The organism is Octadecabacter ascidiaceicola, assembly GCF_900185015.1.
Classification (GTDB): domain Bacteria; phylum Pseudomonadota; class Alphaproteobacteria; order Rhodobacterales; family Rhodobacteraceae; genus Octadecabacter; species Octadecabacter ascidiaceicola.
Genome location: NZ_FXYD01000001.1, coordinates 915,573 through 930,539 on the forward strand (window position 1 = coordinate 915,573; position 14,967 = coordinate 930,539).

16 protein-coding genes and 1 tRNA gene are annotated in these 14,967 nt (G+C 55.3%); 11 read left to right on the top strand and 6 right to left on the bottom strand.

All coding sequences use genetic code 11. The features are described from left to right. Nucleotides 1-26: 26 nt before the first annotated feature. Together OCA8868_RS04540 and OCA8868_RS04545 are read left to right on the top strand one after the other, a co-directional pair. Nucleotides 27-101: transfer RNA gene (locus tag OCA8868_RS04540), tRNA-Glu, on the top strand. A 160-nt stretch (nt 102-261) separates the two neighbouring features. Next, nucleotides 262-1,893: an alpha-D-glucose phosphate-specific phosphoglucomutase gene (locus tag OCA8868_RS04545; protein WP_093995313.1), complete on the top strand. Its 1,632-nt coding sequence runs from the start codon at nt 262-264 to the stop codon at nt 1,891-1,893. Between the two features lie 3 nt (nt 1,894-1,896). Here the strand turns inward: OCA8868_RS04545 and OCA8868_RS04550 are convergent, their stop codons facing one another. From OCA8868_RS04550 to OCA8868_RS04560, 3 genes are all read right to left on the bottom strand, one after another. Then, entirely contained in the window at nt 1,897-2,553 is a 657-nt protein-coding gene (locus tag OCA8868_RS04550) for an SOS response-associated peptidase (RefSeq protein ID WP_093995314.1), read from the bottom strand. A gap of 5 nt (nt 2,554-2,558) precedes the next feature. Next, nucleotides 2,559-3,749, bottom strand: coding sequence for a class I SAM-dependent methyltransferase (locus OCA8868_RS04555; RefSeq protein WP_093995315.1), 1,191 nt, complete (start codon nt 3,747-3,749; stop codon nt 2,559-2,561). A 71-nt stretch (nt 3,750-3,820) separates the two neighbouring features. After that, nucleotides 3,821-5,383: a bifunctional metallophosphatase/5'-nucleotidase gene (locus tag OCA8868_RS04560; RefSeq protein ID WP_093995316.1), complete on the bottom strand. Its 1,563-nt coding sequence runs from the start codon at nt 5,381-5,383 to the stop codon at nt 3,821-3,823. A 147-nt stretch (nt 5,384-5,530) separates the two neighbouring features. Between OCA8868_RS04560 and OCA8868_RS04565 the strand changes: the two genes are divergently transcribed. The 3 genes from OCA8868_RS04565 to arsC are packed head-to-tail and all read left to right on the top strand — an operon-like array spanning nt 5,531 to nt 7,253. After that, nucleotides 5,531-5,866 (top strand): DUF952 domain-containing protein, encoded by a 336-nt coding sequence (locus tag OCA8868_RS04565; protein ID WP_093995317.1) that lies wholly within the window; start codon nt 5,531-5,533, stop codon nt 5,864-5,866. Then, complete coding sequence (locus OCA8868_RS04570; RefSeq protein ID WP_093995318.1) at nt 5,863-6,906, top strand: quinone-dependent dihydroorotate dehydrogenase; 1,044 nt, start codon at nt 5,863-5,865, stop codon at nt 6,904-6,906. The genes OCA8868_RS04565 and OCA8868_RS04570 overlap by 4 nt, the downstream gene beginning before the upstream one ends. Further along, nucleotides 6,903-7,253, top strand: coding sequence for an arsenate reductase (glutaredoxin) (gene arsC, locus OCA8868_RS04575; RefSeq protein WP_093995319.1), 351 nt, complete (start codon nt 6,903-6,905; stop codon nt 7,251-7,253). The genes OCA8868_RS04570 and arsC overlap by 4 nt, the downstream gene beginning before the upstream one ends. A 23-nt stretch (nt 7,254-7,276) precedes the next feature. On the opposite strand, the gene OCA8868_RS04580 is transcribed toward arsC, so the two are convergent. The 3 genes from OCA8868_RS04580 to OCA8868_RS04590 are packed head-to-tail and all read right to left on the bottom strand — an operon-like array spanning nt 7,277 to nt 9,516. Beyond that, nucleotides 7,277-8,581, bottom strand: coding sequence for an MATE family efflux transporter (locus OCA8868_RS04580; protein ID WP_093995320.1), 1,305 nt, complete (start codon nt 8,579-8,581; stop codon nt 7,277-7,279). Between the two features lie 9 nt (nt 8,582-8,590). Beyond that, nucleotides 8,591-9,079, bottom strand: a complete 489-nt coding sequence (locus OCA8868_RS04585) for a PaaI family thioesterase (RefSeq protein ID WP_093995321.1) — start codon at nt 9,077-9,079, stop codon at nt 8,591-8,593. Then, nucleotides 9,076-9,516 carry a PaaI family thioesterase gene (locus tag OCA8868_RS04590; RefSeq protein WP_093995534.1) on the bottom strand — a complete coding sequence of 147 codons (441 nt, stop codon included), beginning with the start codon at nt 9,514-9,516 and terminating at the stop codon, nt 9,076-9,078. The genes OCA8868_RS04585 and OCA8868_RS04590 overlap by 4 nt, the downstream gene beginning before the upstream one ends. Before the next feature lie 117 nt (nt 9,517-9,633). Here OCA8868_RS04590 and OCA8868_RS04595 point away from each other — a divergent pair, with 117 nt between their 5' ends. The 6 genes from OCA8868_RS04595 to OCA8868_RS04620 all read left to right on the top strand — a co-directional run bounded on the left by OCA8868_RS04595 (nt 9,634) and on the right by OCA8868_RS04620 (nt 14,961). Further along, a complete protein-coding gene (locus OCA8868_RS04595) occupies nt 9,634-10,002 on the top strand; it encodes a MerR family transcriptional regulator (protein WP_093995322.1) in 369 nt (122 codons plus the stop codon). A 510-nt stretch (nt 10,003-10,512) separates the two neighbouring features. Further along, a complete protein-coding gene (locus tag OCA8868_RS04600) occupies nt 10,513-10,914 on the top strand; it encodes a MerR family transcriptional regulator (protein ID WP_093995535.1) in 402 nt (133 codons plus the stop codon). A 30-nt stretch (nt 10,915-10,944) separates the two neighbouring features. Further along, nucleotides 10,945-12,723 (top strand): acyl-CoA dehydrogenase C-terminal domain-containing protein, encoded by a 1,779-nt coding sequence (locus tag OCA8868_RS04605; protein WP_093995323.1) that lies wholly within the window; start codon nt 10,945-10,947, stop codon nt 12,721-12,723. Nucleotides 12,724-12,778: 55 nt separating this feature from the next. Then, nucleotides 12,779-12,991, top strand: a complete 213-nt coding sequence (locus OCA8868_RS04610; RefSeq protein WP_093995324.1) for a hypothetical protein — start codon at nt 12,779-12,781, stop codon at nt 12,989-12,991. 40 nt (nt 12,992-13,031) lie between these two features. After that, a complete protein-coding gene (locus OCA8868_RS04615; protein WP_093995325.1) occupies nt 13,032-13,664 on the top strand; it encodes a glutathione S-transferase family protein in 633 nt (210 codons plus the stop codon). Between the two features lie 85 nt (nt 13,665-13,749). After that, complete coding sequence (locus OCA8868_RS04620; protein ID WP_093995326.1) at nt 13,750-14,961, top strand: acetyl-CoA C-acetyltransferase; 1,212 nt, start codon at nt 13,750-13,752, stop codon at nt 14,959-14,961. Nucleotides 14,962-14,967 lie beyond the last annotated feature (6 nt).

Consider the following 14,967-nt stretch of genomic DNA (forward strand, 5'->3'; position numbering starts at 1 on the left):
TCCCTAAATACGCCCTCACCAACAGCGGTCCCTTCGTCTATCGGTTAGGACGCCAGGTTTTCAACCTGGAAAGAGGGGTTCGATTCCCCTAGGGACTGCCATTGGTGACCTTTCTGACATTTCGCGAATAAACAAACGATCTATGTCGTTAGTCGTGGCCTCGACTGTGATCTCCAGATGTTTCTCGGTTCATTGTCATGTTAGGCTTTGGCAGGCGGCGTATCGCATTGTGTTACGGCATCAAGATCAAAGGACAGACAGTTGAAGTTCAAGACAGTAAAGACAGCTCCCATTGAAGGCCAAATGCCTGGCACCTCAGGTTTGCGCAAAAAAACGCGCGTTTTCATGGAGCCGAATTACCTGGAAAACTTCATACAGGCGACGTTTGACGCCATTGGCGGTGGTGCAGGCAAGACATTCGTTGTCGGCGGCGATGGACGCTACTTCAATAAAGATGCAATACAGGTGATCCTGAAAATGGCTGCGGGCAACGGTGCAACGAAGGTTATCGTTGGGCAAAATGGCATTCTGTCGACCCCTGCGGCGTCCCACCTGATCCGGCTGAACAAAGCCGACGGTGGTTTCATCCTGTCCGCAAGCCACAATCCCGGCGGCATCGACGAAGATTTTGGTGTAAAGTTCAATGCGGCCAATGGCGGCCCTGCCTCCGAAGCTCTCACGGCGAAGGTATTTGAAGCCACGACAACGATTAGCGCTTTCGAAACCATCGATACCGACGACATTGACCTGTCTCGCATTGGAACAACCAGCCATGGCAACATGACAATCCAAGTCGTTGATCCAGTTTCAGACTACCAAGCTCTGATGGAAAGCCTGTTTGATTTCGACGCCATCCGCGCGTTGTTTGTCAGTGGTTTCACCATGCGGTTTGACGCGATGCATGCCGTTACGGGTCCATACGGTACTGCTATTCTAGAGAACGCGCTCGGCGCACCAGCTGGCACCGTGACCAACGGCATCCCGCTTGAGGATTTCGGCAAGGGCCACCCCGACCCCAACCCGATTTGGGCCAAAGAGCTGATGGATGTTATGACGTCAGACAATGCACCTGACCTTGGCGCTGCGTCTGATGGTGATGGGGATCGCAATATGATCGTCGGGCGCGGCGCGTATGTCACCCCGTCTGACAGCCTCGCCATTCTCGCGGCAAACGCCCACCTCGCGCCTGCTTATGCGGCTGGGCTGGCTGGAATCGCGCGATCTATGCCGACCAGCGCTGCGGGTGATCGCGTAGCGCAAAAGCTTGGCATCCAAGCCTTTGAAACTCCGACGGGATGGAAATTCTTTGGCAACTTGCTGGACGCAGACAAGGTTACGATCTGCGGCGAAGAAAGCGCAGGCACCGGCTCAAACCACGTGCGCGAGAAGGATGGTTTATGGGCAGTTCTGCTTTGGCTCAACATCCTCGCAGTTCGCAAACAATCTGTGTCTGAAATCGTTGCTGACCATTGGAAAACGTTTGGTCGCGATTACTACTCCCGGTTTGATTTTGAAGCGGTGGCGTCAGACAAAGCCAATGACATGATGCAAAACCTGCGCGGTCGCCTTGACGGCCTAACAGGGAAATCCTTTGCGGGCCTAACGGTCGTTTCTGCTGATGAGTTCTCATACCTCGACCCTGTCGATGGTTCGGTCAGCAATAACCAAGGCTTGCGCATCACGTTTGAAGGCGACGGCCGTGCGGTGTTCCGCCTGTCGGGAACTGGCACCCAAGGCGCGACAGTGCGTCTCTATCTTGGGCAATACTCAGGCCAGAACGGTGACATCAACCAAGACACGCAAACCGCGCTGCAAAACGTACGCGACGCCGCGTTTGAGATCAGCGAGATGCAGGCAACGATTGGGCGGGTAGACCCAGACGTGATTACCTAAAACTTAGACGTCCAGCGGATCGATCAATTCTGGCCCGCTCGCACGGTTGGAATTGACCGCTGGGTCGACTCGGTGAAACGACAACGTGTCCTCGCCCGTGGCTCGCATCAGTTTGGCCGCTCCTTTGCCTTCCTCGCCAAGCCAAAGCGCCCATTGATCCGGTTCCAATATAACCGGTATTCGGTGGTGGATCTTTCCCATCGCCTCGTTTGCGATTGTTGTGACAATGGCCACCGTTGCGCCAAGGTCTCCCCAGTCTTGCCAAATCGCACCAAATGCAATCGGGGCTGCGTCACTGCGTTGAATATACCACGGTAGCTTCGTGCCGTCCTCCAGTCGGGTCCATTCATAAAACCCCGCCGTCGGAATAATGCAGCGCCGTTCCCGACAGGCTGCTTTGAACGCCGGTTTCTCGGCAATTGTTTCAGCACGGGCGTTTATCAACAACGGCCCGCCGTTCGGCTTTTGATACCAATGCGGGATAAAGCCCCAGCGCATTGGCCGATACCTGCGCCCCGCCTCATCAAGGGCTATAGCGGCCACTTGAACCGTTGGGCAGACATTATAATTCGGCACATCCGGCAGATCATTGGCAGGCGCGGCCGCAAAAATTTGCGCCATGGCATCATGAGGAAGTGTCGTTGCCATTCGTCCACACATAACGCCTACTGCCCCTTCAACACGTCGGAATATAGCAGCATACCCCAGCCTGTTAAGGCCGCTTCAACCGGAGCCCAGAGCGTGTTGAATGCGATAGGGTCGGTCTTGGTCGCCTGCGCGATCTCGTTCAGGCTACGACGTCCGTTGCACCCAGCAATCAAAGGAGCCGCCGCGGCGGGCAATGAAATATGCACTGTTTGCCCAGCGCGCGTGATTGGCAGCGATTGTCCTTGTGCAACAGCTTTCGCAATTTTGGCCGCGGGCGCGCCGCGCAAATGGGGAATGCAGGCCATATCACGTTTGAGCGGACCTGCCGATTTCAGACGCGCATACCCCACGTGGGTTTTTATCGTCCCGTCAAACTGCTCAGCGGCAGCCAATTGCGCTGCGGCACCCATTCCTTCTGGCGGTGTGCAAAACCGTGTTAGGTCATATCGCATTGGTTCGCAAAAGCTTTGAAGTTGCCAACCGGTGTCATCAAAAACGGACAACAACGAAGCGACGTCAAAAGCCTGATCCTGTGTATGCAGCAACAGGTCGTAGAACCCAGCATCAGTCGTATTGTGATCGACAACATGGGGATTGATTTTGAACGGATGACCCTCCGGCAACCTTTCAAAAATCTTCTTCGCTTGCGCCAGCCGGTCCCGCGGTGGCAAGCCCGCTAGAACAGCACCAAAGGCTGCTTGCAAGGGGTAGACACCGGACCTGCCAAGCGGCGCATAAACCATAAATCCAAGCCCGCCGCCCGGTGCTAATGCGGTTCGCAAAGCGGCGAGCCCCGCTGCCGGATCAGGCAAGTGGTGCAACACACCGCAGCAATCGATGTAGTCGAAAGGTCCGAATTCGGCAGCATCCAGAAGGCTGCCGGTATGAAACGTAATCCCCGTTAGTCCACGTGCCGTTGCGCGGGCCTCTGCAATCTCACGAGAAGCTTTAGACAGGTCGATATAGGTAATCTCATATGGTCGCCCAGCGCTCTTCATCATCTGCGCCAGTTGGATCAACCCGTCACCCGTCCCGCCACCTGCAAACATGGCACACAGCGGTTTAGACCAGTCGCGATGACCGCCAAAGAGATAGTGATCAATTTCTCGAGGGTCAGACGGGGACCCTGTGATCAGGCGCTTGGCCTCATCCGAAGGGTCGCGTTCCGGATAGGGGTAGGTCTCGTATTGGGTCTGCACATCGGACATGCAAACAGCCTATGTCACGAAAAACCCCGCCGCAATTGCTTGCGACGGGGCTGGTTTCGCCGAAAGACGGCTTATTGCATGTTAATGCGGCCATCCGTGTACGGCTGGTATGGCGCGTTTTCGATCAGAAAGTCTGCTACGACAGTTTCTAGCCCCGGGCCAAAGTCATAGGCGTTTGCTGCGCCTTCAAACATGGAATACCCGTCGCCACCGTTACGAACATAGTTGTTCGTGGCCAACAGATAGGTCGCCGCTTCATCCAGTGGCGCACCACCGATCGTCACGTCGCTGATCCGACTGCCGGGCTCAGCGCTCAACGTCGCAGTATAGGTAATACCGGCAACCTGAGGGAAACGGCCTGCGCCGTCTTCCACTTGGCCAACACCGTTCTCAAGCGCAGCAAGAACGTCTGAACCGCTCACTTCGAACGTTGCCAGCGTATTCTGGAACGGCAGCACAGTCAGCACTTCGCCCATGGTGATTTCGCCCGCATCAATGGACGCCCGCAAGCCACCACCATTCTGGATCGCGGCCACAACGCCCTGATCGGCCGTGTGCGCGAGCATGGCATCCGCCACGAGGTTCCCCATCGCGCATTCCATCATACGGCAAACTTCACGTGATCCTTCGATCACCTCAGATGTGTCCGCAACAACTTGCGTCTTCATCTCTTCGATAGGACCAGCCAGTTCCGCCACACGCGCGACGATGGCTTCGTCTTCAGCCACGGACGCATCCAGCAAGATCGTGTCGCCTGTTGCAGAAGTAACGTTGCCTGCGTCATCAAAGACCAGCGTCAAGTGACCAACGTATTTGGAATAGGCGTAGGCCTGCACAACAGGTACATCACCAACCATTGTCGGGTAGGCCATGGCACCTTCAACCGTGTTGGAAAATTCGGTGTGCGAATGGCCGCCGACAACCGCGTCGATCCCGTCAATACCTTCGGCAATCGCCATATCCATGTTCACGCCCACGTGGTTCAGCGCGATAATTTTGTCTACACCTTCACCCTCAAGGGCAGCAACATCCGCTGCGAGGCTTTCCATCTCAGCCGTAAAGATAACTGTGTCAGATGGGGAGGACGTCTCAACAGTATCCGCAGCCAGCGCTGAGACGATACCGATGCGTTGCCCGCCGACCTCAAGCACAACGTGGTTGTCCACGAGGCCTGCCAGAATGTTGGATTGGCTCACGTCGATGTTGCCAGAAATAACAGGGAACTCCACGCCATTTGCCAGCTTCGCTAGACCTTCGTCGCCGTCATCAAACTCGTGGTTGCCTACAGCCATGGCGTCAAAACCAATAGCATTCATAAACTCGATCTCGGCGTCGCCCTTGTATGTCGTATACATCAGCGAGCCCTGATACTGATCACCCGCATCCAGAACGATTAGGTTTTCGCCGTCCAGCTCAGCGCGCAGCTGGTTAATCATTGTCGCAACACGTGCCACGCCGCCAAAACACTCGCCAGCGGCATTGTCTTCGGCATTACATGTGCCGTCATATTTGCTGATCGGCTCAATACGGCTGTGCAAATCATTGATGTGAACGATATGCAGCGTGTAATCCGCCGCAGCCATTCCCGCGATCATCGTCATCGCGCTTGTCGTTGCTAGAAGTCTCGTAAGCATAATAGCCCCCATTGGTTTTTTTCTGTCACCAGCTTGGGTTGAGTCGGGTCAAAGAGTCAAAGCCCAAGCGTCAAAGTTGGCGTAGCGTCGCTTTGTGACGGGTCGGTGACACTTGACCTTTGGCCAAGAGCGCGGCACTTCGACACTATGTTGATCTATAAAATACTTACCGCTGAGCAATGGAGCGAACTGGACCAGACAGGCACCTTTGAGGGTGCACCAATTGATCTGGCCGATGGCTACATACACACCTCCACCGCCGAGCAGGCCCAAGAAACGGCAGACAAGCATTTCGCAGGCGTCAAAGGGCTGATGCTTGCCGCGTTGGACGCAGAAACCTACGGGGACGATCTGGTTTGGGAAGTATCGCGTGGCGGCGCTGAGTTCCCGCATATCTACAACCGCCCGATGCTGCGATCCGAAGTTATCTGGGCGCGGGGAATGCCCCTTATTGATGGCCGCCACGTTCTGGATTTCTCATGAAGCTACTTGAAACAGCCGGCCTTCGTGCCCTGCGGGCCTTTGATCCTGAGACGGCACATGGGCTGGCTTTGAAAGCGCTGAACACTGGACTTGGCCCAAGTGGTGGCGCGGTTACGTCTGATCGTTTACACTGCACCTTGGCCGGACTCGACCTGCCAAACCCCGTTGGGCTGGCCGCTGGTTTCGACAAGAACGCAACGGCTTTGGCTGCGCTTGGGCGCACTGGTTTCGGATTTCTTGAAGTAGGGGCCGCGACCCCCCTCCCACAGGAGGGAAACCCCCGCCCCCGTTTGTTCCGCCTGACCGAAGATGAAGCCGCAATCAATCGCTTCGGGTTTAACAATGAAGGCATGGAACCAATCGCGAAGCGGCTCGCGGGTCGACCTAAGGGGCGGATCGTGGGCCTGAACCTTGGCGCAAATAAAACCAGCGAAGACCGCGCTGCGGATTTCGCGCGCGTTTTGGCCCATTGTGGGCCCTATGTGGATTTCGCAACCGTCAACGTTTCATCGCCTAACACTGAAAAGCTGCGTGACCTGCAAGGCAAAGACGCGTTGGCGGCTCTGTTAGGGGGCGTAATGGAAGCGAACGCTGCGGGCATACCGGTGTTCCTGAAAATCGCGCCTGACCTGACTGATGCAGACCTTCAGGACGTAGCCGATGTGGTTGCATCGTCGGGAGTCTCTGCCGTCATCACCACCAACACGACCCTATCGCGTGATGGTTTGCGAAGTGCGCACAAAGAGGAAGCGGGCGGCTTGTCCGGACAACCTCTGTTTGAGAAATCCACACGCATACTGGCGAAACTGTCCACCCTGACGGATATTCCACTGATAGGCGTCGGCGGTATTGGCTCGGCCGAGCAAGCCTACGCCAAGATCCGCGCCGGAGCCTCGGCGGTGCAGTTTTACACGGCCTTGGTCTATGGTGGAATTTCGCTTGCAGGAGAAATTGCGCAAGGGTTGGATGAATTGCTCAACCGCGACGGTTTTGCGAATGTCACGGACGCCGTCGGAACCGCAAGGGAGGATTGGCTATGATGCCCACTCAACTGACGATCTGGCACAATCCGCGCTGCACCAAGTCGCGTCAGACTTTGGCCTTGCTGCAGGAAAACGACCAGCAGCCTGCTGTTCGGCTTTATCTGGTAGATGCCCCAAGCGAGGCTGAGATCGTCGCCGTGCGCAATGCGCTTGGCGTCACCGCCGACGCGATGATGCGCAAGGGCGAGAAGCTGTACCGGGAGCTAGGTTTACGTGACGCGACTGAGGACGAGTTGATTGCTGCGATGGTCGCGAACCCGATCCTGATCGAGCGACCAATCGTGATCGTTGATGGCAAGGCAGCGATTGGGCGGCCACCCGAAGCGGTCTTGGACATCCTCTAGAGTATTTTTAGGCCAAAGAAAGATCAGGTTACAGAGCGTTCGAGCGCGGGGTATTTCCATGCCAACGTCGCACCTCGTGCCGCAAAGCTAATGAGCAGCGCTATCCATAGGCCATGATTTGCGGCCAGCGGCATCAACGCTAAAGCAGCTGCGAAGTAAATTGCTGTCGATAGAGCCATCATATTGCGCATGTCCCGTGTTCGGGTGGCCCCAATGAATATTCCATCCAGCATGAATGGTGCCGCCGAAATCAACGGGGTCAGCGCCATGTAAGTCAAGTAGTCACGCGCGGCGATACGCACATCGGATGCGGTCGTCATGGCGTCGATGATCAAGCCACCCGTCAAAACAAACACAACCGACAGCAGCGCACCGGTGCCAAAGCACCACTTGGACACCATCATTGCGGCACGGCGAAAAGCAGCACGGTTACGGGCGCCGAGTGCCTGCCCCACAAAGGACTCAGCCGCAAAGGCAAACCCGTCCATCGCATAGGCGGTGATAGAAAGGAACTGCAACAGGATGTGGTTGGCTGCCAACTGCGTGTCGCCGTAACGAGCCCCAAAGAACAAGAACGACATGAAAATTGCCTGTAAGAACAGCGAGCGGATTAGGATGTCGGTGTTCACCAATGCAAAACGTTTCAGCTTTATTGGATCAAACAGGCGCGCGCGGTCTTTCCATGGGGCGGCTTGAAACGCAGCGCGGCAATACCAGAAGCCGAGGGCACAACCTGCAATTTCAGCGATAACTGTCGCGCCTGCGACGCCCTGAACGCCCCAGCCAAAGACGGGAACGAACAACAGATCGAGGCCGATGTTAAGGCCGTTCATCACCAATTGGATCACCAGAATGTCGCGTGTGCGTTCCGCGGCGACGAGCCAGCCCGTGATGGCAAAGGTTGAAATCAGGAATGGAGCCGACCACACACGGATCGACATATAACTACGCGCGAGGGTTTCGACCTCTGCGCTGGCAGGCGACATCCAAAAGCCAGCGGCAAACAGCGGGCGTTGCAAAACGATGATCAAAAGCCCGCCGAGCGCAGCGATGCCCAGCGCACGGATCAGGATCGCAGCATGTTCCGCACCGTCCCCCGCTCCAATAGCCTGTGCGGCGAACCCCGTGGTTCCCATCCGCAGGAACCCAAAAACCCAATAGAGCGCGGTGAGAATGATTGCACCAATGCCGACTGCACCGATTGGGGCGGCCTCGCCCAGCTGCCCAACCACACCCGTGTCTACCAATCCCAAGATCGGAATGGTGATATTGGCCAGCACCACCGGCACCGCAATATGAAGGATGCGGCGATGGTTTAGATCAGCCACTGTGTGCCATCACGTGTTTTGGTCGGTTTGTGGCATCAGAAAATGTCCCGTCGCTTGTGCAAATAGACGCGAGCGATTGTCCTGCCAAGCTTCCACATGCACGGATGCATAGCGACGTCCTGAACGGTTCACGGTTGCGCGGGCATACGCATCGCGGGGCAGACCTGTGCGCAAGTAATCCACAGTAAAATCGATGGTCTTTGGCAAGCGCTGCTCGGCGACGTCTTCTCCGGCTTCCATACGGTCCCACATCATCGCCCAGCTGAGTTCAACAATCGCGGTGGTTTCAAGGAAGGCAGCCGTTGCACCGCCATGCAGTGCCGGCAACATTGGATTCCCGATCAGCATGTCTTGGTAGGGCATGACCCCCGTCAGCTCATCACCACGACGATCGAACTTGAACCCCATGAACTGGATGTATGGCACACCCGCAAGGAGCGACTGCAGGGCAGTATCGCGGCGTTGCTTGATCACTTGGACCGACTCTGGGCGCTTCATGACTTACCCTTCTTTTCGGTTTGGATGGTGAAGGCCCCGGTCGCGGTAGCAACTGGGCGCGAAGAATCTGCATCCATCGCCGTAGCGCGAACGAACGCAACAGAACGTGTCACGTGATAGCATTCGGCCCGTGCGGTGATCATATCGCCCGGCGTGGCTGGCCGCATATAATCAATCCTCAAGCCAAGCGTCGCTGTTCCCAGTGGAAGGCTTTCATGAACCATTACCGAGGCGCCAGCGCAGGTATCTAGCAACGCCGAAACAGCGCCACCGTGAATAACCCCCGTTTCAGGATCCCCCACGAGCCGTTCATCATAAGGCAATGTGATGGTCGCGTGGCCATCCCCGATTTCGGTTACATCCATACCCAGCGCATGCGCATGCGGCAGCGCAGAGATGAATTGTTTGGCAATCATAGTTTGGCGTTCTTTGCTCATGCCCTGTTTGAACCCTGCCGTGAAGGTGCGCACAAGCCCCAAATCATAACAATGCTGTCCCCAGTTGCCCCAGAAGCGACTGGGGCGTAGACTCATCTTATATGTAAGGAGATCCTTATGACCGAGCCGCGTCTAAGTTTTAAAGAAATGTGTGCCAAGTATGATGTGACCCCACGCACGTTGCGTTATTATGAGTACATTGAGCTGCTTTCACCTGAACGTGTCGGCCGTTCACGGTTCTACGGTGCCAAGGAACTTGCCCGAATGACGCTGATTTTGCGGGGCCGTAAATTTGGGTTTCCGCTTGAAGACATTCGTCAATGGCTCATGATCTATGAACATGAGGGCACTGAAACCCAGATGAAAACCTGGCTTGAACTTGCAGATCGCCAGATGGCTGAACTGAATGAACAGCGCACACAGCTGGATGAAACGATGCAAGAGCTCAAAACGCTAAGGGACGAAACAGCCAAAACACTTGGCTAAAGTCGCGGCATTCAGTGATGGCCGCGATCCAGAACCGATTGACGCAACGGTTTTTGTCTCGTTGATCACACTATACGCGCCCAACATTTCAAATTGACCGACCTAGTGCGCCCCTCCGACATACCAAATTTACGAGTCACCACTTGTGCTTTGAGACCTACCGAACCGTCAATCGAGGGTGGTAATTGGACTTTTCGGACAGGAAAACGGCCGCAAATCCATAATGCTAAACGCAAAGTTGCATGAAATTCTGGTGGAGCACGCGTTGGCGCCTATATGCAGGGGTATGGAAATCCATACCGAAAAGCCCTTAAAAATAAGGCCTACGGGGAAATCTCCGCCATTCTTCCCACTTAGAAAATTGCTCAAATCCATGCAGTTTCTTTCCTGACCTTTCGTAAAGTCCGTTTTGACGCGGCGTTACGTTTACGTTCGCGTCACCAATGCTTGTAAGGTGAGGGCCACATACCTCATCTCACGGTCAGCCAAACCGCTTTGAGGAAAATGACAATGACGGACCAGACCATGACCATTCGCCAAATGTGCGAAGAATTTGAAGTTACCCCGCGAACGCTTCGGTTCTATGAAGCGAAGGAACTTTTGTTCCCCAAACGCGAGGGACAAAAACGACTGTACGGAAAACGTGACCGTGCACGTCTGAAGTTGATCCTACGCGGCAAGCGCTTTGGCTTCTCTCTCGAGGAGATTCGCCAACTGCTGGACCTATACTACATGGACGATAGCCAAGAGACGCAATTGCGCGAGACTTACGTCTTGGCACAAAAGCACCTCGAAGGCATGGAAGCGCAACGCGCTGAACTCGACGAAGCCATCGCTGAGCTTAAGGCCCAAATGGATTGGGGTGCTGCGCGATTGGCAAAACTAGAACCCAAGCGGGCGGTGGCAGTCTAGCCCCGTCTACCAAACACGAAGAGAGCCCTTATGCCTATCTATAACGCCCCGACCAAGGACATGCAGTTCATCCTTCATAATGTTTTGAAGGTCTCAGAGCAGGATATCGACGGGTATGAGGAACTGGACCGTGATTTTACGGGTGCCGTGTTGGAAGAAGCAGGCAAAGTGGCGACAGAGGTTTTGCTACCTTTGAACGAGGTGGGCGACACCGAAGGCTGCGTGCTGGAAAACGGCGTGGTCCGCACGCCAAAAGGTTTCTTGGAAGCTTTCCAGCAGATGAAAGACGGCGGTTGGACCGCAATGGATTGCGACCCTGAATACGGCGGCCAAGGTCTGCCTTACGTGATGCATACGGCGGCACAGGAAACACTGGTCAGCGCAAATATGGCGTTCCAGATGTACCAAGGCCTGACTCACGGCGCCTATAGCGCGATCCACGTGCACGGTTCGCCCGAACAGAAGGCAAAATTCCTGCCAAAGATGGTCACATGCGAATGGACCGGCACCATGAACCTAACAGAACCACACTGTGGTACTGACCTTGGCCTGATGCGCACCAAAGCCGAACCACAAGACGACGGCAGCTACAAGATTTCCGGCACCAAGATTTTCATCTCTGCTGGCGACCATGATATGGCCGACAACATCATTCACCTTGTCCTTGCGAAGATTCCGGGCGGGCCAGACGGCATTAAAGGTGTCAGCCTGTTCATCGTGCCGAAGTTTATCGTCAAAGAAGACGGTTCATTGGGCGATCGCAATGGTGTTGAGGTCGGTAAGATCGAAGAAAAGATGGGCATCCACGGCAATTCAACCTGCGTGATGAACTACGACAACGCCGAGGGCTATCTCATTGGCGAAATGCACAAAGGCATGCGCGCAATGTTTGTGATGATGAACGAAGCACGTATGGGTGTTGGCCTACAGGGCTACGCGCAGGCCGAAATCGCGTATCAGAACGCCGTTGCTTATGCCAACGACCGCCTTCAAGGCCGCGCCGTAACAGGTGACGAAAACCCTGACGGCCCTGCTGATCCGTTGATCGTACACCCGGATATCCGCCGCAACCTGATGGACCAAAAGTCCTTCGTGGAAGGCGCACGTGCGCTGACCTATTGGGGCACCACGCTGATTGACCGCGCGCACAAAAACGATGACGAAGCTGCTGAAGGTCTGATTTCGTTGATGACACCGGTCATCAAAGGTTTCCTGACCGACAAAGGTTTCGAAACCACGGTAGCTGCACAGCAGGTTTTCGGCGGCCACGGCTACATCGAAGAAACAGGCATGTCCCAATACGCACGCGACGCCCGTATCGCGATGATCTATGAGGGTGCAAACGGCGTGCAAGCGCTCGACCTTGTTGGACGTAAGCTCGCACAGGACGGCGGCAAGCACGTTTTGGCGTTCTTTGAGATGATCAAAACCTACATCTCTGAGAACAAGGGCGACGAAGCGTTTGGCGCCGATTTCCTTGAGCCACTGAAAGCCGCGTCCAAAGACCTGCAAGCGGCCGGCATGTACTTTATGCAAAACGGCATGAAGAACCCGAACCACGCGCTGGCTGGGTCCTATGACTTCATGCACATGATGGGGCACGTTTGTTTCGGTTTGATGTGGGCACGTATGGCTAAGGCGTCAATGGATGCACTGGCCGCGGGCGACACGGACACCGAATTCCACGAGACCAAGATCGCAACGGGCCGCTACTACATGGCACGCCAGCTTCCCGCGACGGGCATGCACCTAGCGCGTATCAACACTGGTGCCGATACTGTGATGGCATTGGACGCTGCAAACTTCTAAGCTTTGATTGGGGCGGGTTAAATCCGCCCCGTTCAATTCCTATATTAGAGGTCACATGCCCAAACGTTTTCGCCTAACCCGCCGTTTTCCCTGCGCCATGACCGAAGACGGTTATCGCCGTCTGAAGCGTTTTTCCAAAGAGGCAGGGTTGGATGAAGGCGAAGCGCTGTCCTTTCTGTTCGAAAACTTTGACAGTGTGATTGACGAAGACACATTCGGACATCGTCTACGCATCTTCAATTCCGAGTTAGAAGCGCGCAAAAAGTAGCCCCGGCCAACAGGCCAACGCCCTTGGGAGGGGGAACCACATGATTAAATTGCATTGTTTTGGTGAAAGTGGGAACGCCTACAAGGCCGCCCTGACCCTCGAGTTATCAGAGGCGGAGTGGGAGCCCGTGTACGTTGATTTTTTCAACGGTGAGACACGCACGGACCCATTTCGTGAACTTAACATCATGGGCGAAGTCCCTGTGATGGAAGATGGCGATCTAGTATTGACGCAATCCGGCGTTATTCAGGACTACGTGTCCTCCAAGACCGGTAAGCTAGGTGGCCGTTCCGCCGCTGAGCGACGCGACATCCTGCGCTGGTTGTTCTTTGACAACCACAAACTCAGCGGAATTGCTGGTCCATTACGGTTCAACATGAATTTCCTTCCAAAAGAGAAACAAAACGCTGATGTCATTGCGTTCATGCAGATGCGTTTGAATTCCGCTTTGAAGGTTGTGGAAACGCAATTGACTGAAACGCCCTACCTAACCGGAGACGCCCTCACGATCGCGGACATCGCCTGTGTTGGTTACCTGTTTTATCCGGAACCTTTCGGGTTCGACCGCACGAAGTTTCCCCATATTGACGCGTGGATGACCCGCATCGAGAACACGAAGGGGTACAAACATCCTTACGATCTCATGCCGGGATCGCCCGCGGATCGTGCCTGACGCGTAAGTGACGCCACGATAGGCTTGAAATGTCCAGTGTTGACGTTCACGTCAAGATAAAGACGAATTCGAAAGGACCCACCTGATGACTGACGCATATATTTACGACGCGATCCGCACGCCGCGCGGCAAGGGCCGCAAGGATGGATCCTTGCACGAAGTGACTTCTGCAAAACTGTCCGCTGGCGTTTTGAATGCGCTGAAAGAACGCAACAACCTCGAAGGCCACGCCGTTGAGGATGTGATTTGGGGCAATGTCACACAGGTCAAAGAGGCAGGTGGCTGTCTGGCGCGGACCGCCGTGCTAGCGTCCGATCTGGATCAATCCATCCCCGGTCTCGCGATCAACCGCTTTTGTGCGTCCGGCATGGAGGCCGTGAACCTCGCTGCGAACCAAGTCGCGGGTGGCGCGGGCGATGCCTATATCGCTGGCGGCGTTGAAATGATGGGTCGTGTACCGATGGGGTCTGACGGGGCTGCAATTGCTGTGGACCCAAGCATCGCCATGAACACCTACTTTGTCCCGCAAGGCATTTCAGCCGACATTATCGCGACCGAATATGGGTTCTCACGCGATGATGCAGATGAACTCGCCGTTGCCTCCCAACAGCGCGCCGAAGCCGCGTGGAATGACAACCGGTTTGCTAAGTCTATCGTTCCCGTCAAAGACCAGAACGGTCTGACTATTCTGGATCACGACGAATACATGCGCCCGCAAACCGACATGCAAAGCCTTGGTGGGTTGAACGCTGCCTTCCAAGCGATGGGCGAAGTGATGCCTGGCTTTGATAAGGTCGCACTGATGAAATACCCCCACCTTGAGCGGATCAACCACATCCACACGGCGGGTAACTCTTCCGGTATCGTTGATGGATCTGCGGGTGTTCTTGTTGGCTCCAAGGAGTTCGGTGAGAAGTTCGGGTTGAAACCACGTGCCCGCATTCGTCAGACCGCGAAAATCGGGACTGATCCAACAATCATGCTGACAGGTCCGGTTCCCGTGACCCATAAAATCCTTGCCGACAGCGGCATGAGCATATCCGATATTGATCTTTTTGAAGTAAACGAGGCATTTTCCTCTGTTGTGTTGCGTTTCATGCAGGCCTTCAATGTGGATCATTCAAAGGTCAACGTGAACGGCGGCTCCATCGCCATGGGCCACCCACTGGGCGCAACGGGCGCGATCATCATCGGCACACTGCTGGATGAGCTGGAACGTTCTGACAAAGAAGTCGGGCTTGCAACGCTGTGCATTGCATCCGGCATGGGTGCAGCAACAATCATCGAACGCGTTTAAAGGGGC